Here is a 22,759-nt window from a genome sequence, read left to right on the forward strand (position 1 = left end):
CGTCGGTTTCCTGAGGTGGGGGCAGCAGTCGGTTCGTCCGGCCCCGCGCTGGGGCGGTAGCTGGCTCGTCCGCGCCCTGCGGTGAGCCGACAGCCGATTTGTCGAGACCCCGCACGTGGACTGCTCACCGATCGACACCCTGTTAGACGTGACCCTTCTGAAGGGGAAATTCACCAACCGATTCCGTACCCTGAATGAGGCGTTCGCAGAGCGATGGAAGGACCCTGATGACACAGACCGAACAGATCCCCGCCGAGGCGGTCATCCACAATGCGCGCATCCTCGACGGCGATCGGGCGACGTTCTCCGAGGAGACCGCTGACACGTGGATCGCGATCGCCGATGGAACGGTCACGGCACGGGGCCGCGGGGACGGCTGGAAGGACAGGGCCGCCTCGGCGAGAGTTGATGTCATCGACGCCGCCGGCGGATACGTGGCTCCCGCTTTCGTCGATATCCACTGTCACGGTGCGGGCGGTGCGAGCGCCGAGGACGGGAGCGAGGGGATCGATGCGATCCTCGACGTACACCGGGCCCATGGCACCGGCAGGCTCGCTCTGTCCTACGTCTCCGACACGATCGAGGGGCTGTGTGAGTCCCTGCGCGCGGGCGCCGGACTCGTCAGTGAGCGAGCCATGGTCATGGGCCTGCACGCCGAAGGCCCGTTCCTGTCCCCGGATTTCAAAGGTGCGCATGCGCCCGAAGTGCTCACATCGCCGACTCCGGAGGCGGTCGAAGCGATCCTCGAGGCGGCCGATGGAACTCTTTCGCAGATCACGATCGCTCCCGAGCTTCCCGGTGCTCTCGATGCGATCGGTCGGTTCTCTGCGGCAGGGGTGCGCGTGGCCGTCGGTCACACGGCTGCCGATTATGCGCTGGCCGCGCAGGCCTTCGAAATGGGGGCGAGCATCCTCACCCACGCGTTCAATGCGATGCCCGGAATCCATCACCGTGCTCCGGGACCGGTCCTCGCCGCGGCCGAGGCCGAGCACGTCACCGTCGAACTCATCAATGACGGCGTCCACGTCGTCGCCCCGGTCGCGCGTATGCTCCACGAACTCGCGCCCGGGCGCCTTGCTCTCATCACTGACGCCATGGCGGCGACCGGCCTGCATGATGGGAGCTATCACCTCGGTTCGCTCCCCGTCGAAGTCAAGGCTTCGGTAGCGCGCCTGGTCACCGCGGATGGCACTCAGGGCGCCATCGCGGGGTCCACGTTGACGATGGACGAGGCTGTGAAGCGGGCAGTCGCCGAGGTGGGACTCAGTCCGTTCGACGCTGTGCAGTCCGCAGGGTTCGTTCCATTGCGTGCGGGGGGCGGAATGCCGGAGTCGGGCGATTCTCTGCATGCGACGGGCGGTACCGCCGGTGCCGCCGGTGCGGGCAGCCTGTTGGCTCCCGGAATGTCGGCTGACCTCCTGCTGCTCGATGAGGACATGAGCATCCGGGCCTCTTCGTTGGGGGACTGAACCCAGCCGAACATGGCAGAACCGAGTTGAATCCGGCTGAACTTGGAAAGTGGGCACAGTTGTCCCCTGAAAGCGGGGGAGGCTATTTGTCGAACAGGGAGTCGACGATGTCGTCCGCGATGAAGCGGGCGTGGAGGATCGGCTTACGAGCCGGGTCCTTTGCGGCGGGCGGTATGTAGGCCGGTCGCCCGTCGAAGAGCATCACCGTGTCCCAATCGGTGCGGTCGAGCAGGTGGTGGTGATAGCTGCAGAGCAGCGCGAGATTGTTGATCTCGGTCTTGCCGCCGAGTGCCCACGGCCACACATGGTTGGCGTCGCACCAACCGGGAGGGGCATCGCAGCCAGGGAAGGTGCAACCTCGGTCACGGGCGGTGATCACTGCCAGCTGTTTGCGATTGGCGAAGCGCTGTTCTGTGGCCACCTGCATTGTCTTGGCCTTGTCGCTCATGAGGTGGAAGAACAGCGAGCCGTTGAGGCCGTTTCTCATCAGTTCCGTGATGGGAATGGGATTGTCGGCGCCCGTGGTGCCGTGTCCCGTGCCGTTGGCCAGATCTTCGGCGATGGCGTTGATGACGAGAGCATAAGGCGCTCCTGCAGTCGTCCGCTGCTTGTCGATCGTCGTGACGAGGCCGGCGAATCGTTCGTAGATCCATTCGCGCGCCGAGGGCTGTTCAGCGCTGACGTCGACGAAACCGCCGTCCTCACGAACACCGACGCCGGGGACGTCGGCCGGAGTCCGGGTCGTGCGGACTGCGTTGAGATCGGGTTCCGGAACTCGCTTCGCGTCATACCGGTCACCGGAGAGCACCGCATCGACGATCTCCAGCAGCTCTTTGTCAGGAAGCGGCGAGTTCGTTCTCTCAGAAGCAGCGGTCGCAGTGGCGGGATTGCCCGCGGTCGCGGAACCGAATGCGCCTATCGCTCCATCGGCCCCGTCTGCGGCTGTTGATTCGGCACCAGCGTTATCGGCACCGGCCTTGTCGTCTTCTCCCGCAGACTGGATTCGTGAGGTCAGAAGTCCGTTGAGAGTGCCGCCGGTGACGGGGTCGAGCAGTCCACGCAGCTCCCAGTCGCCGTTGGCCTTGGAACGCATGGACATGTTGTACGCAGAGCGGTCGGCCGAGTCATTCGGTTCTGCGCCGTCCGGGTCGATATAGCCCATGAGCTTGCCGAAGATCTCGCGCAGATCCTTGAGACGGACCTTGGGTGCGTTGTCGACCAAGCGCGTCTCGACGTCGGTGCGGACCGCCTGACTGACCCACGTGGGCAGCTTGCGCATGCAGTCTTCGATGACAGACGCCTGGGCGGCGGAGATCGTGCCGGCATGGAGGGCATCTGCGACGACTGGGTAGAGAGGCGGCAGAGCCTGTCCGGCCATGTCGACGCGTCCGCCGAGGTTCTTGGCCATATCGGTCCGACGGTTCGCCTCCGCGCCGGTGAGGTTGAATCGATTCTCGATGAGCGACTTCGTCGACTTGGCGCCGAAATCGCTGGGGGTTCCGACGCGTTCGCAGACGGAGAGTGCGAGCGTCGACAATGCATCGTTGATGCGTGTGATCGCCTCGACCCCATCGGCGAGCATGATGGCCTGATCTGGTCCCATGGGGCGATCGAACGCGCGCAGCTCGTCTTTGAGGCTCATCAGCTGAGTGATCGACGAGGTGACCTCGGGCGCGAAGCGGCTGAGATCTGCCCACTCCTTGTCGGCGAGCAGCGGGTGACCGCTGGTCTGCGGGGAGTTGTCGGCGTTCCGATCGGAATGATCGGAGCTGCGTTCGGGAGTGAGGGTCATGGGGATGAATTCCGTTCACCAACATCGTTGTTGTTGGAATCCAGTGTACGCTCATAATGTGTGGAACGCTATAGATGCTCGAAAAAAGTTTCGAACATAATTCTGATGTTCGTCACAGTTCGAGAATATCGACAAGCCTCGTTGAATCAGTGCAGGTCAGGGGCGGTGTCGGCTGCAGCTGAGGTGAACCGGCTTCGAATGTGTCAGTCGGTCGTGGCACGATTGGAGTATGGATGCCCTGCTCCTCATTGACACCGACGACGCCAGCTACCCCAGCGATGACGCCATGGAGACCCTCGGCGATATCGTCACCCGCACCCGCGCTGTGGGCGGTGTGCTCATCTTCGCGTCGACGAAGGCCGACCTCGCCGACACTCCCGACGGGGAGCTGAGCATCTTCGTCCCTGATGAAGAGGATCTTGTGCTCCGGTCCAAGAGTCCGGATGTGTTCGAAGGCGTCGACGATCTGGCCGCAGGTCTGCATGACCTCTCCGTCGACCGGATCATCATCGCCGGAGCCGACGCCACCGCGGCCGTGCCCGGCGCCGACGCCACCACGGGCGTGCCCGGGGCCGGAGCGGGCCAAGTCACCACTGACCCCGCCGCCCAGGCGGGAGGCGATGCCGATGCCAACGCCTCCTCGGCGGGCACCCCCGGAGCCGTCTACGCCTCGGCGATGGCGGGTCTTGTGTGCAACTTCGACGTCGTCGTCCTCTCCGACTCCACCACTGACCCCGATGGCAACCTCGTCGCCTGGGGCGATGTTGCCGCTGATGCCGGTGCCATGGTCAAGAAGACCGCCGATACCTGGCTGCGGATGTAGGCTCTGCCGCCTTCCCGAAATTGTTCTACATTGAGTAGAATGTGGGAGCGAGCTGAGAGGAGGGCCCATGACCGGATGGACGAAGTCCGTGCGTGCGCTCGCCGCCGCCCTCTTCACGACCCTCCTGGCCCTGCTCATGCACCTCGGTGCCGGTGGCGGCGTCTCGATTCCGGGCATTGTGGTCGTCTTCGTTCTCGTTCTCTGGGCGGCGATGATCGTCGCCGGCAGGCGTCTGGGCTACCTGACTCTGGCCGGTCTGCTCGGCCTCGGACAGGTGCTCATGCACCTGACGATGAGCTGGTCCGCACACACCTTCGCCCATGCGGGGACCCACGCGGGAACCGCTCAATCCGGAAGCGGGCAGGCCGGGGCCGCTGGTACCGGATCCACCTCCGCCGAGGCGGCCCTCCACGCCCACGCCGGACACATCGTCCCAGCCTCCGGCTCCCTTGACCTCGGTCCTGCCGCATCCGCTCTCGGACATGCGAGCCACGGGGCCACCTCGGTGGGGATGGTCATCGCACACGTCGTCGCCGTCCTCGTCACCGCCGTGATCCTCAAGCGCGGTGAGGACATCGTCCTCAGCATTCTGCAGCTGGCCCTGGGCCCGGTGATCGGCGCACTGCGAGCCCTCGCCGAGGCGGCCGGAGTCCTGGCCGACGAACCGTTCTGCAAGCTCTGCGCTTCGTTCCGGGTGCCGCAGCCGGTCACATCGGCGGTGGTCGGCCCGAACTACCGCCGCGGCCCTCCCGCGTTCGGCTGACATCCCAATCGGCGTTTGCAGCGCCGACCCACACCTGGTTTCCCGGGTGACCATCCATCTTCGGGTGACCGCCCAGACAGCGGCGGGCCGCCCCTCGGTGACAGTCGAACACGTCCGCGCACACCGCTGCGCGCAGAAGACACGTGCTCCGGCATCCCAGCCAGCACGTGCCCTGCACGCTTGCACTCGCACGAGCTGCGCGCAGGCATACGAACGCGGTGTGGCTGAGCGCCCGCAGCTTCGAGCAGCAGAGACTCTGCGACCGAAGATCCTCGTCGTCTGACGACAGAGGACACGCGGGACTGCCCGCGCCAGTAGGCGACCGCGGCGCGCCGACACGTGCTCTCGACTGCACCTGAATGACGAAAGTGCAGACATCATGCGAAAGAACATCACCCTGGCCCTTGCCCTGCCCATCGCCGTCGCCATCGGCCTGGCCGGCTGCGGCCAAGACGACCGCAGGGCCGCCGGTTCGGAACAGACCGACGGCAGCGGCTCCGCCTCGGCGGAATCCTCGGAAAGCGCAGTCGACGCCGAAGCGCTCAGCTTCGACGGCGCTTGGGTCAAGGCCGCCGACGACGGAATGACCGCAGTCTTCGGGGAGCTGAAGAACAACACCGACGCCGACATCAACCTCGTCGAGGCGAAATACGCGGACGCGGAGATGGTCCAACTCCACGAAACCGAAGGCGACGGCTCGGGCGGAATGTCCATGCAGGAGAAGAAGGGCGGCTTCACCATCCCGGCGGGAGAGAGCCTCCGCTTCGAGCCCGGAGGCGATCACATCATGATCATGGGGCTGAAGAAGGCGATCAAGCCGGGCGAGCAGATCAAGCTCGACCTCGTCACCGCCGACGACGAGACCGTCGAGGTCACAGCCGTGGCCAAGGAGTACTCCGGAGCTCAGGAAGACTACGCGCCCGGTGAAGCCGAAGGCTCCAGTGACGACCACGGCGACCACGGTGACCACTGAGTCCGGTCGCCCCGGCTTCAGCCGCCGAGGTCTCCTGACCTCGGCGGCCGCGGCCGGCGGTGCAGGCGTCGTCGGTGCCACGGCCGGATTCGCGCTCGGCCGCGGTCCCGGATCACAGGGCACGAGCGTTGGTGACGGCGGGCCGCCTCGGCGAGATCTGGATGGCGCGAATGGGCCGCAGACCGTGCCGTTCTACGGCACTCATCAATCCGGGGTCGAAACCCCACCACAGGCCTATGGGCACTTCATCGCATTCACGCTCAAGCCCGGAACCAAGGCCGCGGAGGCGGTGCGCTGGCTGCGGCTCCTCACCGCGGATGCGGCTGCGCTGACGCAGGGGCGGGCGCCCTTGGCCGACTCCGAATCCGAACTCGCCGTCGACCCTGCCCGGCTGACAGTGACTTTCGGATTCGGAGCCAGGCTGGTTGCCCTGGCCGGAAAGGAGCATGTTCCGGACTGGCTCAAGCCCTTGGAGGCGTTCTCGATCGATCGCCTCGATGAGGACCGATGCAAGGGCGACCTGCTCCTGCAGTTCTGCGGCGACGACCCGCTGACCTTGGCACATGCTCGGCGCATGCTGTTCAAGGATTCGCGCTCGTTCGCCGAGGTGGCCTGGCAGCGGGACGGATTCCGACGTGCCTACGGCAGCACGGGGGAGGGGAAGACCCAGCGGAATCTCTTCGGTCAGCTCGATGGCACGGCGAATCCGGGACCCGGATCCGAGGACTTCGCGCGGATCATCTGGGGACAGGGCACGAAGACCGCGAACCCGGTGTTCTCCGCTCGCGGGGAGCCGCCGGCCGACCTCGGAGCGCATCTGCCGGTATGGATGCGTGGGGGAACGACGCTGGTTCTGCGCGATATCGCGATGAACCTCGACACCTGGGATCAGGCCGACCGGCCGGCACGGGAGTTCTCGGTCGGGCGGACCATGGGCACCGGGGCACCGCTGTCGGGTGAGGACGAGTTCGACGTCCCGGACTTCACCGCGGTCGATCAGCGCGGACTGACGAAGATCTCACAGGTCGCGCATATCGCCCGAGCCCGCGACGGACTGGGTCCGGAGGTGCAGATCCACCGGCGCACGTTCAACTACGAGACCGGTGCGGGCGGGGATTCGGGGCTGCTGTTCGCGTCCTTCCAGGCCGATATCGAACGGCAGTTCCTGCCGATCCATCGCCGCCTCGCCGAGGTGGACCTGCTCAACGAATGGACGACCCCGATCGGGTCGACCGTGTGGGCGATCCCGCCCGGAGCGACCGAAGACGGGTACGTCGGGCAGGAGCTGTTCGACGGGTGAGGAAGCGGCGCGGCCGCCGGACAGGCAGGCACGGCCGCGTCCTCACTGAAAACGAGCGGCCGCCGGACCCGCAGAAGCGGGAACGGCGGCCGCGCAATGTCCGTGCTCACTGCGGTGCGTCAGGACTCGGTTCTGCCCGATGAGAGCAGTGACTCAGTCGGTGATCTCGGAGTCGAAGGCCTTCGGATTGTCCTTGATCCACTGGTCGACGGCGTCGCCTTCCTGACCTTCTTCGTACTCGTTGACGATGAGGTCCTCAAGCTCTCCGTACGTCTTGTCGTCGAGCTTGATCCCCTTGATGAGCTCGGCAGCCTCGGGGTTGTCCTCGCTGAAGCCGTCGGTGCCGAGGAAGTGCATCTTCTCCGGATCGCCCATGGCGTTCTGCGGATCCTTGAGCTCCTTGACGACGAAGGCGTTGTTCGCCCAGAACGGACGCCACAGGGTGACGACGATGTCTTCCTTCGCATCGATGGCATTGCCCAGCTCGGTGAGCATGGCCGGGGTCGAGGAGGTGACGAGCTCGAAGTCCTTCTCCAGGTCGTAGGCAGGCATCATCGAATCCTTCGTCACCTTGGTGAGACCGGCTCCGGGTTCGATGCCGACGATCTTGCCGTCGAACTCGTCGGCATTGTCTTTGAGCTCATCCATCGAATCGATGTCGACATAGTCGGGCACGACGATCGTGTTCTGCGCCTCGTCGTAGTAGGTGCTGATGTCCTCGATCTTGTCGCCGTACTCATCCATGTACTGCTTGTGGGTCTTCTCCGGCCAGGCGGAGGGGTAGATGTCGATGTCGCCGTTCGCCACTCCCGCACAGAGGATCGCAGCCCCGGAGATCGTCTCCAGCTCTGGCTCGTATCCGAGCTTCTCGAGCTGGTCCTCGAGCAGGAACGCGGTGCTGCGGCTGTCGGACTACGAAGAGATGTAGCCGATCTTGATCGTGCCCTTGTCGCCGCCGGAGCCGGAGTCCTTGCCGGCTTCCTGGGAACACCCGGTCAGGGCGAGGCCCAGGGCTGCGCAGGCGGCGACTGCGGTGGTGATTGTGCGTGACTTCATCGGTTTCCTCTTCGTGGTGGCTGCCCGAACGAGGAGGTGCTGCCGTCTCTGGCAGTCTCCGTCGTCCGAGCAGGAACGTGTGAACGCAGGAGCTTTTGTGATCACAAAATCTGGTATGGCTATGTAATCACAGTATTCACTCAACTTCCACCGGTTCAACGAACGTATCCGAGCGGACTGTGTCCCGAATCCGCACGACTGCAGGCCGGCGCGATCGGCGGAATGCACGCGACCTGTGTAATGTCAGCGCGATTTGGAGAATGCACGCGCGAACTGCGGAATGACAGCGCGAACTGCAGAATGTCAGAACAGCGGCTGCGGCAGGGCGTCTTCGAACTCGAGGAGGCGCCGCTTGGTCTCGAGCTCGTGACCGGGCAGCCCGCCCGAATACCCGCCGAGTCCGCTACCTGCGACAACACGATGGCAGGGGACGATGATCGGGATCGGATTGAGTCCCATGATCCCGCCGACGGCACGGGCCGGGATCCCGGTTCCGCTCGCCTCGGCGAGCTGTCCGTAGGTGACTGTGGTCCCCGCGGGGACTTCTTCGGCCAAGGCCGTCAAAACTGTCCTCGCGACGTCCGAGACCTGACCGAAGTCCACGGGCAGGTCGAATTCGCCGAGGCGGCCGTCGAAGTACGCACGCACCTGGGCGACCGCCTCGGCGAGGATCGGGTCCGAGCCGGCGGCCACCTCGGCGGGGATGGAAACGTCGGCGGTCGCCTCGGTGAGGATCGGGTCCGACCTTTCGGCCGCCCCAGCGGGGATCGGATCGGCGGCGTCGCTCGCCTCGGCGGATCTGCGCCATTCGAGTCGGACGATGGACCGGCCGTCGCTCGTCACGGTGAGGGGTCCGACGAAGGTGTCGACGGTTCCCGAAGCGGTTGCCATGGGATGTCCTCCGTTCGGGCCCGCGCACCGATAACGGTGTCAACGGCGATTCTCAGTCGAGTCTACTCATACAGCTGTGCCCTCCCGACTCGTCCGAGTCGGGAGGGCACAGCATATTCATGACCGCACACCGGGCATTGGGGAAGTCCGCAGCTGAGCCGACGGTGTCGTCCGTAAGCGAAGCTGCTGCCGCGGCGCGACAGAATCACTCCTCGTCAGGCAGTTCACCTTCGTAGGCATCGGGGTTGGCCTTCAGCCACTCGGCGATGGCCTTTTTGCCATCATCCTTGTACTTGTTGACGACCAGGTCCTCGAGGTCTCCGTACTGCTTGTCATCCATCTTGATCTTCCCGACGTAGTCAGCAGCGTCGGAGAACTCTTCGCCGAAGCCCTTGGTCGCGGTGAAGTGGAGCTTCTCGGGGTCTCCCATCGCGCCCTTCGGGTCCTCGAGGTCCTTGACCGGGTACTCGTTGTTGGCCCAGAACGGACGCCACAGGGTGACGACGATGTCCTTCTCCGCGTCGGTCGCATTGCCGAGCTCCGTGAGCATGGCAGCGGTCGACGAGGTGACGAGCTCGTATTCGTCGTCGAGACCGTATTCGGGAATCATCGCCTTGGTGGCCTTCGTCAGACCGGCTCCGGGCTCGATTCCGATGATCTCGCCGCCGAAGTCCTTGCCCTTGCCCTTGAGGTCCTCGATCGAGTTGATGTCCTTCATGTACTTCGGGACGGCGATCGTGAGGACGGCGTTGTCGTAGTAGGCGCCGAGGTCTTCGAGGTCGTCACCGTATTCGTCGATGTACTGCTTGTGCGTGACCTCGGGCCACGAGGACGGATACATGTCGATATCGCCGTTAGCGACACCGGCGTAGAGGACGGCCGCGTCGTTGAAGGTCTGGGTCTCGACGTTGTAGCCCATCTTCTCCAGCTGATCTTCGAGCAGGAGCGAGATGCTCTGGCCGTCGGTCCAGCCGGTGACGTAGCCGAGTTTGATGTCGCCCTTGTCGCCGCCTCCGCCGTCGTCCTTCGCCGCTTCCTGCGAGCAACCGGTCAGGGCAAGGCCGAGGGCTGCGACTGCAGCGACGATCGGGGTGAGGAATCTTCTTTTCATTGTGTGTTCCTTTTCTCTAGTGATCGACTAATCAGACTGTGTGGTTCATCGACTCAGGCCGCTGCTGCAGCCGCCTTGTTCTTCGCGCTGCGACGACGCATCCCCGCGACGAGCGAGTGCGGGTAGTCCTTCGCGTTGCCCAGGGCTGCGGTGACGCGATCGAGGTAGACCGCGATGATCACCACGCCGAGTCCGGCTTCGACGCCGAGCGGCAGGTTCTGGGTGGCGATCGCTTCGACGACGTTCTTTCCGAGTCCGTCGGCGCCGACCATGCCGGCGATGACGGCCATCGCCAGTGCGAGCATGATGACCTGGTTGATGCCGGCCATGATCGTCGGCGTGGCCAAGGGCAGCTGGACTCCGCGGAGGATCTGGCCGGGAGTCGCACCGAAGGACTGTCCGGCTTCGACCGTCTCCGAGTCGACCCCGCGGATGCCGAGTTCGGTGAACCGCACACCCGGGGGCAGAGCGAAGATCACCGTTGCCACGAGGCCGGGAACGACGCCGATGCCGAAGAAGGTGACCGCCGGGATGAGGTAGACGAATGCCGGCATCGTCTGCATGAAGTCGAGGATCGGTTTGATGACCGCCGAGGCTCTGTTGCTGCGCGCGGCCAGAATGCCGACCGGGACGGCGATGATGATGGCGATGACAGCGGCGATGATGATCAGCGCCAGGGTCTGCATCGCGGCCACCCATTGGTCCATCGTCATGATGAAGAACAGAGTGATGAGCGTGCCCACGGCCATCTGCCACGAGCGGAAGATCCAGCCGATGAGCGCCAGCAGAATGATGATGACGAGCGGGTGGAGGTCGACGAGCACGTCGGTGAGGACTTCGATGAGGAAGTTGAACAGCCAGGTGACGGCGTCGAAGAACCACGCGACGTTGTCCTTGAGCCAGTCGAAGACGGTGTCGACCCAGGCTCCGATCGGAATTCTGATGTTCTCCATCAGCGCTCACTCCTTTCACCGGTGGCCTGCGGTGCGACGGCATCATCACCTTCGGCGAGTACCTGGTCGATGATTCCGGTGTCGACCGGCTCGGGCCAGTCTTCGACAGCGGCTTCCGTCGAGGCCTCGTCGTTGCCGTTCTGTGTGCCGAGCGCAGCGAGTAGGGTCGCTCGGGGGACGACGCCGACGAGTTCGCCGTCCGCGTCGGTGACGGGCACCGGCAGGGGCATCTCTGCGGTCGGGAGGAAGAGATCGATGAGCAGGTCGTCCGGAGAGGCGGGGTGGGCGACCGGCTTGATGATCTCGTCGAGAGTCGTGGCACCGGTTCGGATGTGTTCGATGCAGTCGCGGTCGCTGACGAGGCCGAGGAACTTCCGGTTCCTGTCCGTGACGTACACGCCCGAGACGCTGTTCTCGCGCATGGTGCGCAGCGCGACCCGGGGGCCGTTCTGATTGCTCACGGTCTGCCGTGCCTTCTCCATGACGTTGTTGGCAGTCAGCACGCGGGCCCGGTCGACGTCATGGACGAACTGTGCCACGTAGTCGTTGGCCGGGTCGGTGAGGATGTCCTCCGGGGTGCCGACCTGGACGATGCGTCCGTTGCGCATGACCGCGATCCGGTCACCGAGGAACATCGCCTCATTGAGGTCGTGGGTGATGAAGATGATGGTCTTCTTCAGCTCCCGCTGCAGCTCGACGAGCTGTTCCTGCATCTCGCGCCGGATCAGCGGGTCGAGGGCGGAGAAGGCTTCGTCCATGAGGAGGATGTCGGTCTCGGCCGCCAGCGCACGGGCCAGGCCGACGCGCTGCTGCATACCGCCGGAGAGCTGTTCGGGGAACTTGTCGCCCCAGCCTTCGAGGCCGACGGCCTTGAGCCAGCGGTCGGCGGCCTTGTCTCGCTCCGCCTTCGCGACTCCGCGGATCTCGAGCGCATAGGCGGCATTGTCGCGGACGGTGCGGTGCGGGAGCAGCGCGAAGTGCTGGAACACCATCGAGATGTGTTCGCTGCGGACTTTGCGCAGTGCGGCCGAGTCGATCTTCGCGATGTCGGTGCCCAGCACCTCGACGGATCCGGCGGTGGGTGCCCAGAGTCCGTTGAGAGTGCGGATCAGGGTCGACTTGCCCGAGCCCGACAGGCCCATGACGACGAAGATCTCGCCGGCCTCGACTTCGAAGCTCGCGTCGATGACGGCGGCCGTTCCGAGCTTCGTCAGATCATCACGGTCAGCGCCCTCTTCGAGTCGTTTGACGACTTCGTTTTCGCGCTTTCCGAAAACCTTGTAGACGTGTGACGCTTTGACAACGCTCACGTGCTTCCTCCTTGCATTCTTGGCAGTCCGCAAGAACGAGAGGCTTCACCCCCGTTTGCACGGTTCGGTGCTCGCAGATCAGATCCGAATAGCTCAATTGCGCACGCGCCTCACCGCACACGGATATCTGATCCACCATTGTAGTTTTGTTCAGGGTTTTCGGCAGAGATTTTGCCCCGAGTATCCGGCGCGTCACCCTTGACTGCTGCTCTGACCTGGGAAAACACACAGTCGTGCGTTACTTGATTGTTATAATCATCGATTGAAGCATGTAGGTATGCCGCTAATGGGTTTGCTACCGGTTACGGGATTTTGATGCGGTAGGCGGCCTTGCCTTCAGGATTCTTGCCTTCAGGATTTCTGCAGCGATTCCGTGAGGAAGCGGATGACGGCCGGAGTGACCACCTCGGCGAATTCTTCGAAGAATCCGTGTCGGCCTTCCGGCAGAATGCGCAGCTGAGATCCGGGGATGCGCTCGTGGAGGATCCGGGCATTCTCCACCGGGTTCATCCGATCGGCATCGCCGTGCATGATCAGCGTCGGGGCGGAGATCTCGGGCAGCCGGTCCCAGGCATTGTGGTTGGCGCTCACGCGCAGATGGGCAGATGATTCGGCGGCCGTCATCGTGTCGTCGCCGAGCATCTTGCTGTACTTCGCCGATACCGTCCATTCGGGGGTGTAGAAGAGGTCGAAGAGGTACTGGGTATGCTCATCACCGCGCAGCCTCGCCAGTGCCTGGCCGACTTCACGCGGACGCTTGACGGCATGCGTCCCGCCGGGAGAGGTGCACCCGAGGACGAGAGCGCTCACCCGCTCCGGATGGTTGAGTGCCAGCATCTGTGTGATGCGCCCACCCATGGACGTGCCGTAGACCGCGGCCCGATCCACGCCGAGGTGGTCGAGCACGTCCGCGGCATCATCGGCGAAGCTCGCCGTCGACAGCTCCCCGAGCTCACCCCGGCTGCCGCCCGTTCCGCGATAGTCGAACGTGATCGTGCGGAAGTCCGCTTCGAAGTCCCCGCGCAGGTCATCCCACCACTCGTGCGAGTTCGACTGACCTTGCAGGAGGAGCAGGGCAGGAGCGTCCTCCGGCCCGCTGACCTGGATCTCGAGGGGGAATCCATCGCGCGCGCTGATCCTGTCCACCTGCATCGTCTCCACCCGTGTCCTCCTGCCCGCGCGCGCCTGGTCACCGCCTACGCTTGAGAAATGAAATCATTGCCGTTCCTCAATCCTGCCGCAGGATCGCCCGTGGTGCGCAATCCTGGGCGACCTGCCGTCATCGTGCCGACACAGGCGATCGATGCCGATGAGCTCGCCGCCGAATGCGCCGCGGCCGCTGCGACCGGAATCGTCGACGCCGTCGAATGGCGCATCGATCCGCTGCTCGTAGTCGCCTCCGGTTCCGCGCAAGGTGGCGTGCACAGGAGTGCGCACAGCCTCGCCGAGGCGGCCCTTCGTCTGCTTCCGAGTGCACTCACAGCGGAGCTGCCGATCCTCCTGACCGTCCGCACCTGTTTCGAGGGCGGGCAGGTGGAGATCACGGAGGATGATTACGCCGAGGTGGTGCGGGAACTCATCGCCGGGGTAGCCGGCAATGTGGACTCAGGCGTTCCCGTGGCCATTGACGTCGAGATCGATCGGGCCGAGTCGGGCTCCCTCATCGCCTCGGCGCGGGAAGCGGGCGTGCCCGTCGTCGCCTCACACCACAATTTCGAGTCCACGGACTCTGCCGAGCGCCTGCTGAAGACGTTCGCTGCGATGAGCGAGGCCGGAGCGCATGTGGCCAAGGTGGCGATGATGCCGCAGGCACCGGCCGATGTTCTGCGTCTCCTGGAGGCGACTGCCGCGGCGGATGCCTCGCTGCCGGTTCCCGTGCTTGGAATCTCGATGGGTTGCTTGGGGCGGACGAGCAGGATCATGGGCGCCGACTTCGGCAGCTGCGCCACATTCGCGCAGATCGGTCAGGCTTCGGCGCCGGGGCAGATCGAGGCATCGGTCCTCGCCGAGATCCTCGACCGCGTCGGACCTAGGTGTGGATGAGCGGCCTCAAAGTTCATACGCAGTGATCTTGATCAGGGCGTATGAATTTCTGACTCGCGTTTGCTGGCGGGCCGGGCTCAACCGGCAGATTACGTCGGGAAGCAGACGGCCCGCGAAGCATGAGCTTCGCGGGCCGCTTCTCTGCTGCAGAAGCAGCAGAAGGTCAGCCGAAGATCAGTCAGTGACCTCTTCGATCTGCTTGCGGAACTTCTTCGGCAGGGCCTCATCGCCGAAGTTGTTGCGCACGGTGTTCGCGGCGATGCGCTGAACCACGAGCTGAGCCACGGCCACACCTACACCGGAGACGATCGTCCAGGCCAGGGCCTCGGACATCGAGATCTCGTCATCGACGGGGTTCGACGGCGCCGGGCGCTTCGTCGACTTCTCCCACGCGAAGGTCAGGGTCTTGCGAGCGACGAATGCAGCTGCGATAGGCGCTCCCACGCCGATGATCTGCCAAGCGAGCTTTCCCATGCTCGTGTCCTTTCCTTTGAACATTGAGTCCCACCACTCTCACGAGCCGCGGGAACCTATTCCGTCGAAGTCAACACTAACGCAGGACGATGCGCGCGAGGCCACCCGAGATTGAACGAGGTCGAGAAAGTTCGCTCATTTCATACTTTTGGGGGATGTGCCGGGCAGACCGGGGGAGATAGCGTGAGAGCACGCTTCGATCGGGCAAGGGAAGGTCTGGGTCGAAACGTGAAGAGAAAGGCACACGATGCTGAGGAAGTGGAAGACGCGCGTCGTCACCGGACTGTTCGTCTGTGGCGCCCTCGGATTCCTGCTTGCGCTGCTGCCGGGAATGTCCGGCGTCTTCTGGCCGGTGTGGCTGATCAGCTGCGCCGCCTGCATCCTCGGGCTCGTTCTCGCCTTCACTCTCCCCTCGGCGAAACCCGCCGACGCTCTGCCCCGAGCCTGAGGGCTCGGGGCAGCGCATCCCCGAAGGCGCCCAGAGTCCGGCCACCCCGGGGCAGCGCATCCCCGAAGGCGCCTGCCGCTCACTCGGAGCCGGCGGCTCCCACGGCCTCACCGACCGCGAATGATCTCCTGGAACCTGTCAGTCAAAGTCTGATCGACTGAGATCGCGTTCCCGTCGAGTTCGCGCAGCGCGACCGCCGTGCGCATCGACGAGACGTACCAAGCCCCATCCGCCGCCTTGACGTCGTCGAGGCTCAGGTCGGCATATTCGGCACGCAGGCCCAGATCCTCCGCATGATCGAAGATCAGGCGCTGAGTCGTTCCCGACAGCAGACCCGCCTCCGGATTCGGCGTGAGGAGGCGGTCGCCTCGGCGGATGATGAGATTCGCGGTCGGTCCTTCGAGCACGATTCCGTCATGGGAGACGAACAGCGCCTCATCGGCGTCATTGGACGCGGCATAGCGGCCGGCGGCCTGATTGACCGCATACGACAGAGTCTTCGCGCCGATGAGCAGCCACGGAGCCTTGCTGCCGATATAGGCGTCGAAGCCGCGATCGAGGCTGACGGCGGTGACACCTTGCTCCCGAGCTGTACGGATGTGGTCGTCCACGGGCACGGGAAAGGCCCACCCGCGGCCTCGGTACTCTCCGTTCGCGTCCTGCTCCCCGCGGGAGAGCGCGTAGCGGATCCCGAACTCGGCATTTGCCGGATCGGCGGCGGCCACCTCGGCGATGAGGGAATCGATGACCCGATCCCACAGCCCTTGGTCGGGATCGGGCAGATCCAGCGCCGAGGCGGACGCGCGGAACCGGGTGAAGTGCCGTTCCCGCGACACCACGGTGGCACCGTGCGCACCCATGCTCACCAGCACGGTTTCGAAGATGCCGTCCCCGCGATGAGCGGAGAGATCAGTGACGGGTAGCTGGGCGGCACGCAGATCGGTGAGCTCGAACGTGCCGGTGGTGGGGTCGACGAGGATGAGCGGATCGGTCATGCGGTACCTCCGAAGAGCAGGCCGAGGGCGTAGGTCACGGCGGCGGCGCCGAAGCCGATGCCGAGTTGGCGCAGGGCGCGGGGGCCGGGCGATTTGCCGGAGAGCAGGCCGACGATGCCGCCGGTGAACAGCAGCGCGATGCCGACGAGGCCGGCGGACAGGAACACGGCGGGCAGCCCGGACATGCCGAAGATATAGGGCAGGATCGGGATGAGCGCGCCGGAGGAGAAGAAGCAGAAGCTCGACAGGGCGGCGCCGAGGCCGGTGCCCAGTTCGTCGCGGTCGACCTCGGAGTCGAGGTTCGGCAGCCTCGGTGCCTGTTTGTTCTTCGCCGCCGCGATCGTGCGGTTGGCGCGTGCCTCGGCCTCCCGGGCTTCCATTCCGCGGGCGCGGAAGACGAGGGCGAGCTCGTTGGCGTCGATGTTGAGATCGGCCAGAGCGTGCCGGGATTCGGGGTCGGGGGTGGAGGCGTCGAGGAGTTCGCGCTGGGAGCGCACCGAGATGTACTCGCCGGCTCCCATCGACAGGGCTCCGGCGAGCAGTCCGGAGACGCCGGTGAGCAGGATGACGGTGTTCGAGACTCCTGCCGCGCCGACGCCGAGGACGAGGGCGAGGTTCGAGACCAAGCCGTCGTTGGCGCCGAAGACGGCGGCACGGAAGTTCCCCGACAGGCGGGCGCGGGAACGGGCGGCCAGGGCACGGACCACCTCGGCGTGGATGCGTTCGTCGGCGGCCATCTCCGCCGAGGCGGCTTCTTCCTCGTCATACGGCGAACTCGTCTCGGATTGTTGAGCAAGGGCGAGGACGAACACGGAGCCGAACATGCGACCGAGGAACGCCAGGCAGCGGGTGACGAGATCGGCGGAACGGCGCTTCTGGGCGTGTTCGCCGAGGAGGGAGATCCAATGCTCCTGATGCCGGGATTCCGCTGCGGCGAGGCTGAGCAGGATCTCACGGTCCTCGCCCTTACGGCGTTCGGCGAGGTTGCGATACACCCGTTCCTCGAGCCGTTCGTTGGCGAGGTAGCGCTGCCAGCGGCGAATGGTCCGTCTGTCGGGGGAGGCGGGCGGAGTCCCTCCTGCGGAGTCATGGGTCGTCACTGGTCCAAGTCTAATCCGGTGGTGTGGTTGCGGCACGGGGTGGGGTGGGGGAGAGCGGTGGGAGCGACCGTCGGTGCGGACGCGGCGACCGCAGAGAATCCGCATGCGGACCGCAGGCAGTCCGCGCATGCGAAACCAATCAGTGACCGGTTGTTATCAATTCGTAACCTTAAAGCCGGCTGTGGTGCGTTAGATTAATGACCAATGTGAGTTGTGTCACCGTTTCGTTATAGAAGCATGTGATTCGTTACCAATGACGAGTCATAGCGAAGCGTCAGAATCGAGCTTCCCCGCAAGCGCAGCTGTAAAGAGGCCGACACCGGTATGGACGAGCAGTCATGCCGTGGCGGTCGCTTCCGGTGCGCCGTCATGTGCGATTCCTCTGGACACAGACAAAGGAGCGAAAGGAACTCCATGAAGTTGCGCACGAAGAGCTGGCTGGCGGTCACCGCCACGGCCGGACTGGTCCTCGGCGGGGTGAGCCCGACACTGGCGGCGGGCACCGCGGGACCGACTGAACACACCGATATGGGCGTCAACGGGGACGCCGTGATGGAGCATCTGCAGAAGATCTCCGATATCTCCACCTCGCACGCGGATGAAGGATTCCGTGCGCTGGGCACGCCCGGCTACGAAGAAGCCGTGGAATACGTCGAATCCACCCTCGAGGCGACCGGAGCGTTCGACGTGAAGCGTCAGGCCTTCGACGTCGAGAGCCAGGACTTCGGCACCGTCGACGTCAAGGTCAACGGAGAAGAGGTCAAGGTCACGACCGCCGAATACACCGAGGGTACGACCGAGCCTTTGACCGATCTGCCCGTCGTGTTGCCGGTCGATGACGACAACAGCGACCTTGCCGGCGGACAGCTCGGCTGCCAGGCGAGCGACTTCGATGACAGCGCCGAGGGCGCCCTCGTGCTCGTGTCCCGCGGCGAATGCGCCTTCGGCGACAAGACCAAGGCCGCCACCGAAGCCGGTGCCGCCGCCGTCATCATCTACAACAATGACAAAGAGAACCCCGACGAGGAGCTCAACGCCACTCTCGGCGAACGCATGGAGGGCAGTGCGCCGACCGTGACGGTCACCTACAACGTCGGCTCCGACCTCCTGAAGAAGGTCGAAGACGCAGGCGCGGAGGCCGGCGCAGAGACCGGCAGTCAGACGGACGCCGAGGCAGGACTCGGGCAAGGTGCCGACGAAGCCGATGAGGCCGAAGGAGGTCAGGCAGAGGCACAGGACGCCGCGGCCCTGACCGCCGACTTCACGCTCGAGACCGAATTCACCACGAAGGAGACGTGGAACGTCATCGCCGAGACCAAGGCCGGCGACCATGACAACGTCCAGATGTTCGGTGCCCACCTCGACGGCGTCGAAGAAGGCCCGGGCGCCAACGACAACGGCTCCGGATCTGCGGCACTCCTTGCTTCGGCCGAAGCGCTCGCCGAACAGCCGACCGAGGTCGACAACGCCATCCGCTTCGGCTGGTGGGGCGCAGAAGAGGTCGGACTCGTCGGGTCGACGGAGTACGTCGCAAGCCTCGACGATGCTGAGCTGAGCAAGGTCAAGTCGTACATGAACTTCGACATGATCGGCTCTGACAACTACATCGTCGGCACGCTCGACTCCGACGGCTCCGATGTGCCGATCCCCGACGGCGTCAACGTCCCCGAAGGCTCGGCCGAGCTCGAGAAGGTCTTCACCGACTACTTTGCCGACATCGACCAGCCCAACGTCGGCACCGACTTCTCCGGGCGCTCGGACTACCAGGCGTTCATCGACAACGGCATTCCGGCCAGCGGTCTGTTCTCCGGCGCCGACGGCACGAAGACCGCCGAGGAAGCCGAGATGTTCGGCGGCACCGTCGGTGCGAAGCACGACACGAACTACCACCAGGCCACGGACACGATCGAGAACGTGAGCAAGGAGTCCATCGACATCTTCGCTCCCGCCATCGGCTTCGCCGTCCACACGCTGGCCTATGACCTCACCGACGCGCCGACGGATCCTCCGACCGATCCGACGACTCCGCCCACGGATCCCACTGATCCGCCCACGGAGACGCCGACCGAGGCTCCTGATGAGCGAGCTCTGAGCATCGACCCGAAGACGATCGAGGCGCCGGACTTCGTCAGTGAGAAGGGCGTCCAGGTCGCGGCCACCGGCTGCACCGCCGACACCACGGCGACGATGACGGTGACCCCGAACAACGGGAAGATCGAGAAGTTCGAACAGACAGCCGAGGTCGGAGACGACGGCACCGCTCGATTCGGAGTCCGCGGACTCGATGCATCGATGGTCGACAGCTACATCGGAACCTACGATGTCACCGTCGACTGCGAAGGCGGAGACCCGCTGACCGGATCCTTCGAAGTTGTCGCCGAGGGTGACGGACCCGGAGCCGGTGACGGCGGCAACGGTGGCGGCGGAGGAGACCTGCCGCGCACCGGCAACGAAGCCCTGCCGCTGATCCTGTCGGCCGGAGCGCTCATCGCGCTCGGTCTGGCGATGACGCTGGGTTCGCGCCGGCGCCGCGGCTGAGCAGAGGAATCACACCGTCACCGAGGCGGAGCTTCGTCGAGATCTGATCGACGATGACGCGCCGTCTCGGTGAGGGGCACGAACTGCGCGGGCCGGTGACCGAGGAGGCCACCGGCCCGCGCAGTTGTGTCCGTGACCTGACTGGACCGGGGGAGTGGACTCCGACTTGGTGGAACTCCGGACTGAGACGATTCCGCTCAGTCGGCGGCGGTCTTCAGCTGACGCCCAACCCGTCAAGGGACAATGGTCTTCTGTGACTCCCAAACGCTTCTTCACCTTCTTCGCCATCGCCGAGACCGTGACCTGGACTCTGCTGCTGATCGGCATGTTCCTCAAGTACGTCACCCACACCACCGAGGTGGGGGTGCGGATCGGCGGAGGCATTCACGGCTTCATGTTCATCTGCTTCGTCATCGCCGTCATCGGCGTCGGCACCTCGCAGCAGTGGAGCAAACGCCGCATCGCCACGGGACTGGGATCGGCGATCATTCCCTACGCCACGATTCCCTTCGAACGTTCAGTGGAGAAGACCGGATCCCTCGAAGGCGACTGGGGTCTGGGTCGCAACGGCCGCACCCCGCAGACCTGGTTCGAGAAGCTCACCTCGTGGTGCATCCGCTTCCCGTGGGCGGCCATCGGCATCGGAGTCATCTTCGTCATCCTCGTCTTCTCGGGTCTGCTCATCGCCGGACCGCCATGGGAATGGGGCAAGTGAACTTGATCACTGCATCGGTGGTGTGAAGGAAGGCTTCCACCGCACGGTTGACGGTCAGGGTGGGCCGCCTCGGCGAGATTCTGCCTTTGAGCGCAAGGGTTTCCACCCTGTTGCGTGCCGGTGGGCTGGCCTAGGATGAAAGGGGCCGGCCGGCGATCGGTCGGTCGGCACATCCCACTGCGATGAAAGGCCCACTGATGGACCTGCTCTTCGGCGCCGGAGGAATCGGCGTCCTCGTGATCATCATCCTGATCGCGCTGTTCGTGATCCTGCGCTCCTACAAGATCGCCTCACCGTCCGAGGCGCTCATCATCACCGGTCGGAACGCCTCGGGCGCTTCGGGAACCGGTCGCATCGTCATCGGGGGTCGCTCGGTCGTCTATCCGATCGTGCAGAAGGCGTTCATCCTGTCGCTGTCCTCGCGGCAGATCTCCGTCGAGATCGACGGCATCTCCATCAACGGCATCGCCCTGCGTCTGCGCGGCGTCGCCCAGGTCAAGGTCGGCGGCACCGAGGATGATGTGCGCAAGGCCGCACAGCGCTTCCTCGACCAGCAGGACCAGATCGACCACTACTCGAAGGAGATCCTCTCCGGCACCCTGCGCGCCGTGGTCGGCACCCTCACCGTCGAGCAGATCATCCAGGACCGCGCTTCCTTCGCCGCGCAGGTGCAGGAAGAGTCCGCGCACTCGATGAACAACCAGGGCCTCATCATCGACACGTTCCAGATCTCGGCCGTCGAGGACGAAGGCAGCTACCTGCGCGACTGGGGTCGTCCGCAGGCCGCCGAAGTAGCGAAGAACGCCGCCATCGCCGAGGCGAACGCCGGCCGTGCTTCGGCCGTCGAGCAGGCGCAGCAGAACGAAGAGACCCAGAAGCAGCAGGCGCTCACCGATCAGGCGATCGCCGAACAACAGCAGCAGTTGGCGCGCTGCGCAGGGCCGCGCTGAAGGAAGAGGCCGATCAGCGACAGGCCACGGCAGACAACGCCGGCCCGCTGGCCGCAGCAGCCGAGAAGCAGAAGCTGCTGGAGAAAGACCGGATCGTGGCGAAGGAGGCCGCGGAGCTGCGCGCCGAACAGCTCGACGCCGAAGTGCGCAGACCTGCCGACGCTGAACGCTACCGGCAGCAAGCCGCGGCCGATGCCCGCGCATATGAGATCGAGGCGCAGGGCCGGGCCGAGGCCGCCGCCGAGCTCCACCGTCGGTCGAAGGACGCCGAGGCGATCCGCCTCGAAGGTGAAGCCGAGGCCGATGCGATTCGTGCCCGCGGTGAGGCCGAAGCCGAGGCGCTGCGTGCACAGGCCGAGGCCTACAAGCAGTTCAACGAAGCGGCCGTGCTGTCGAAGGTGCTCGAGGTGCTGCCCTCGGTCGCCGGGGAGCTGGTGGCGCCGTATGCGAACATCAAGGACCTCTCGATCGTGTCCACCGACGGCGAGTCGAAGCTCGCGAACTCCGTGTCGAACAACCTCTCGCAGGTCCTCGAGGTCGTGCGCGGAACGACCGGTGTCGACCTCACCGACCTCGTGGCCAAGGCGAAGCGCTCCGGTGGAGCCGGCTCGAGTGGTGATGGTTCGGGCGAACCCGGTGGAAACGGCGGTTCTGGCGAGCCCGGCAGGAACACGCCAGGTGGTTCGTCCGGGACGGGCCGCTCCTCGAGCGAGGTCGTCGACGGAGTCGTCGCTGACGATGCGTCTGCCAGGTCGCGATCGACAGGCACGGGATTCGATCCGAAGGCCTTCCTCGATGACAGCGGGGTCGACCTCGACCGGATCGGCGACGAGGTGAAGAAGGCCACCGGCTTCGACGTGCAGGCCTATATCGACGAGGCGAAGCGCCGCCTCGACGAGAGCGGTGCGAGCACGTCCAGGACGGATGCGGCAGACATCCCCGACAGCGATGAGCCCGGCGACGATCAGGACGACGACAGCAAGGGCACCCAGAGCTGACAGCCGCCCCGGATGAGGGGCGCCCACATCACGCAGCAGCGGCCGCCGAGGACATCC

Annotated in this window: 21 protein-coding genes and 1 pseudogene; 11 read left to right on the forward strand and 11 right to left on the reverse strand. The window is 65.1% G+C overall.

Going from position 1 to position 22,759, the window contains the following annotated elements; translation table 11 throughout:
* The first annotated feature begins 227 nt into the window (after positions 1 to 227).
* Positions 228 to 1,469, forward strand: a complete 1,242-nt coding sequence (locus ACSBQT_RS11795; RefSeq protein ID WP_435001803.1) for an N-acetylglucosamine-6-phosphate deacetylase — start codon at positions 228 to 230, stop codon at positions 1,467 to 1,469.
* A gap of 82 nt (positions 1,470 to 1,551) precedes the next feature.
* Here the strand turns inward: ACSBQT_RS11795 and ACSBQT_RS11800 are convergent, their stop codons facing one another.
* Complete coding sequence (locus tag ACSBQT_RS11800; protein WP_435001804.1) at positions 1,552 to 3,261, reverse strand: DUF222 domain-containing protein; 1,710 nt, start codon at positions 3,259 to 3,261, stop codon at positions 1,552 to 1,554.
* 229 nt (positions 3,262 to 3,490) lie between these two features.
* On the opposite strand from ACSBQT_RS11800, the gene ACSBQT_RS11805 reads away from it, so the two are divergent.
* The 4 genes from ACSBQT_RS11805 to ACSBQT_RS11820 all read left to right on the forward strand — a co-directional run bounded on the left by ACSBQT_RS11805 (position 3,491) and on the right by ACSBQT_RS11820 (position 7,120).
* Complete coding sequence (locus ACSBQT_RS11805; RefSeq protein ID WP_435001805.1) at positions 3,491 to 4,084, forward strand: hypothetical protein; 594 nt, start codon at positions 3,491 to 3,493, stop codon at positions 4,082 to 4,084.
* Positions 4,085 to 4,151: 67 nt separating this feature from the next.
* Complete coding sequence (locus ACSBQT_RS11810) at positions 4,152 to 4,847, forward strand: hypothetical protein (RefSeq protein ID WP_435001806.1); 696 nt, start codon at positions 4,152 to 4,154, stop codon at positions 4,845 to 4,847.
* 379 nt (positions 4,848 to 5,226) lie between these two features.
* Positions 5,227 to 5,820, forward strand: coding sequence for a copper chaperone PCu(A)C (locus ACSBQT_RS11815; RefSeq protein WP_435001807.1), 594 nt, complete (start codon positions 5,227 to 5,229; stop codon positions 5,818 to 5,820).
* Positions 5,789 to 7,120, forward strand: coding sequence for a Dyp-type peroxidase (locus tag ACSBQT_RS11820; RefSeq protein ID WP_435001808.1), 1,332 nt, complete (start codon positions 5,789 to 5,791; stop codon positions 7,118 to 7,120). Before ACSBQT_RS11815 ends, ACSBQT_RS11820 begins: the two co-directional genes overlap by 32 nt.
* Positions 7,121 to 7,273: 153 nt before the next feature.
* On the opposite strand, the pseudogene ACSBQT_RS11825 reads toward ACSBQT_RS11820, so the two are convergent.
* From ACSBQT_RS11825 to ACSBQT_RS11855, 7 genes and pseudogenes are all read right to left on the reverse strand, one after another.
* A pseudogene (locus ACSBQT_RS11825) lies at positions 7,274 to 8,014 on the reverse strand (glycine betaine ABC transporter substrate-binding protein); the annotation flags it as partial.
* Positions 8,015 to 8,032: 18 nt separating this feature from the next.
* Positions 8,033 to 8,176 (reverse strand): hypothetical protein, encoded by a 144-nt coding sequence (locus ACSBQT_RS11830; protein WP_435001809.1) that lies wholly within the window; start codon positions 8,174 to 8,176, stop codon positions 8,033 to 8,035.
* Between the two features lie 303 nt (positions 8,177 to 8,479).
* Positions 8,480 to 9,067 carry a methylated-DNA--[protein]-cysteine S-methyltransferase gene (locus tag ACSBQT_RS11835; RefSeq protein ID WP_410709098.1) on the reverse strand — a complete coding sequence of 196 codons (588 nt, stop codon included), beginning with the start codon at positions 9,065 to 9,067 and terminating at the stop codon, positions 8,480 to 8,482.
* A gap of 205 nt (positions 9,068 to 9,272) precedes the next feature.
* Complete coding sequence (locus tag ACSBQT_RS11840) at positions 9,273 to 10,178, reverse strand: glycine betaine ABC transporter substrate-binding protein (RefSeq protein ID WP_410709097.1); 906 nt, start codon at positions 10,176 to 10,178, stop codon at positions 9,273 to 9,275.
* Between the two features lie 53 nt (positions 10,179 to 10,231).
* Positions 10,232 to 11,131, reverse strand: a complete 900-nt coding sequence (locus tag ACSBQT_RS11845; RefSeq protein WP_181271519.1) for an ABC transporter permease — start codon at positions 11,129 to 11,131, stop codon at positions 10,232 to 10,234.
* Positions 11,131 to 12,441, reverse strand: a complete 1,311-nt coding sequence (locus ACSBQT_RS11850; RefSeq protein WP_435001810.1) for a quaternary amine ABC transporter ATP-binding protein — start codon at positions 12,439 to 12,441, stop codon at positions 11,131 to 11,133. The genes ACSBQT_RS11845 and ACSBQT_RS11850 overlap by 1 nt, the downstream gene beginning before the upstream one ends.
* Positions 12,442 to 12,792: 351 nt before the next feature.
* The gene (locus tag ACSBQT_RS11855) at positions 12,793 to 13,593 is read right to left on the reverse strand and encodes an alpha/beta fold hydrolase (protein ID WP_435001866.1); all 801 of its coding nucleotides are present in this window, start codon (positions 13,591 to 13,593) and stop codon (positions 12,793 to 12,795) included.
* Positions 13,594 to 13,650: 57 nt separating this feature from the next.
* Here ACSBQT_RS11855 and aroD point away from each other — a divergent pair, with 57 nt between their 5' ends.
* Positions 13,651 to 14,484, forward strand: a complete 834-nt coding sequence (gene aroD / locus ACSBQT_RS11860) for a type I 3-dehydroquinate dehydratase (RefSeq protein ID WP_435001811.1) — start codon at positions 13,651 to 13,653, stop codon at positions 14,482 to 14,484.
* Between the two features lie 174 nt (positions 14,485 to 14,658).
* Here the strand turns inward: aroD and ACSBQT_RS11865 are convergent, their stop codons facing one another.
* Positions 14,659 to 14,958, reverse strand: coding sequence for a DUF4235 domain-containing protein (locus ACSBQT_RS11865; protein ID WP_092010107.1), 300 nt, complete (start codon positions 14,956 to 14,958; stop codon positions 14,659 to 14,661).
* Between the two features lie 247 nt (positions 14,959 to 15,205).
* On the opposite strand from ACSBQT_RS11865, the gene ACSBQT_RS11870 reads away from it, so the two are divergent.
* Positions 15,206 to 15,406, forward strand: coding sequence for a hypothetical protein (locus ACSBQT_RS11870; RefSeq protein ID WP_139468999.1), 201 nt, complete (start codon positions 15,206 to 15,208; stop codon positions 15,404 to 15,406).
* Positions 15,407 to 15,513: 107 nt separating this feature from the next.
* On the opposite strand, the gene ACSBQT_RS11875 is transcribed toward ACSBQT_RS11870, so the two are convergent.
* Complete coding sequence (locus ACSBQT_RS11875; protein ID WP_435001812.1) at positions 15,514 to 16,401, reverse strand: aminotransferase class IV; 888 nt, start codon at positions 16,399 to 16,401, stop codon at positions 15,514 to 15,516.
* A complete protein-coding gene (locus ACSBQT_RS11880; protein ID WP_435001813.1) occupies positions 16,398 to 17,501 on the reverse strand; it encodes a VIT1/CCC1 transporter family protein in 1,104 nt (367 codons plus the stop codon). Before ACSBQT_RS11880 ends, ACSBQT_RS11875 begins: the two co-directional genes overlap by 4 nt.
* A 414-nt stretch (positions 17,502 to 17,915) precedes the next feature.
* Between ACSBQT_RS11880 and ACSBQT_RS11885 the strand changes: the two genes are divergently transcribed.
* From ACSBQT_RS11885 to ACSBQT_RS11900, 4 genes are all read left to right on the forward strand, one after another.
* Entirely contained in the window at positions 17,916 to 20,039 is a 2,124-nt protein-coding gene (locus ACSBQT_RS11885; RefSeq protein ID WP_435001814.1) for a M28 family peptidase, read from the forward strand.
* A gap of 253 nt (positions 20,040 to 20,292) precedes the next feature.
* Positions 20,293 to 20,754 carry a DUF3817 domain-containing protein gene (locus tag ACSBQT_RS11890; RefSeq protein WP_435001815.1) on the forward strand — a complete coding sequence of 154 codons (462 nt, stop codon included), beginning with the start codon at positions 20,293 to 20,295 and terminating at the stop codon, positions 20,752 to 20,754.
* Between the two features lie 197 nt (positions 20,755 to 20,951).
* Positions 20,952 to 21,704: an SPFH domain-containing protein gene (locus tag ACSBQT_RS11895; protein WP_435001816.1), complete on the forward strand. Its 753-nt coding sequence runs from the start codon at positions 20,952 to 20,954 to the stop codon at positions 21,702 to 21,704.
* Between the two features lie 95 nt (positions 21,705 to 21,799).
* Complete coding sequence (locus ACSBQT_RS11900; protein WP_435001817.1) at positions 21,800 to 22,702, forward strand: flotillin domain-containing protein; 903 nt, start codon at positions 21,800 to 21,802, stop codon at positions 22,700 to 22,702.
* Positions 22,703 to 22,759 lie beyond the last annotated feature (57 nt).

The sequence above is a fragment of the Brevibacterium sp. H602 genome, from assembly GCF_051172395.1.
Lineage (GTDB): Bacteria > Actinomycetota > Actinomycetes > Actinomycetales > Brevibacteriaceae > Brevibacterium.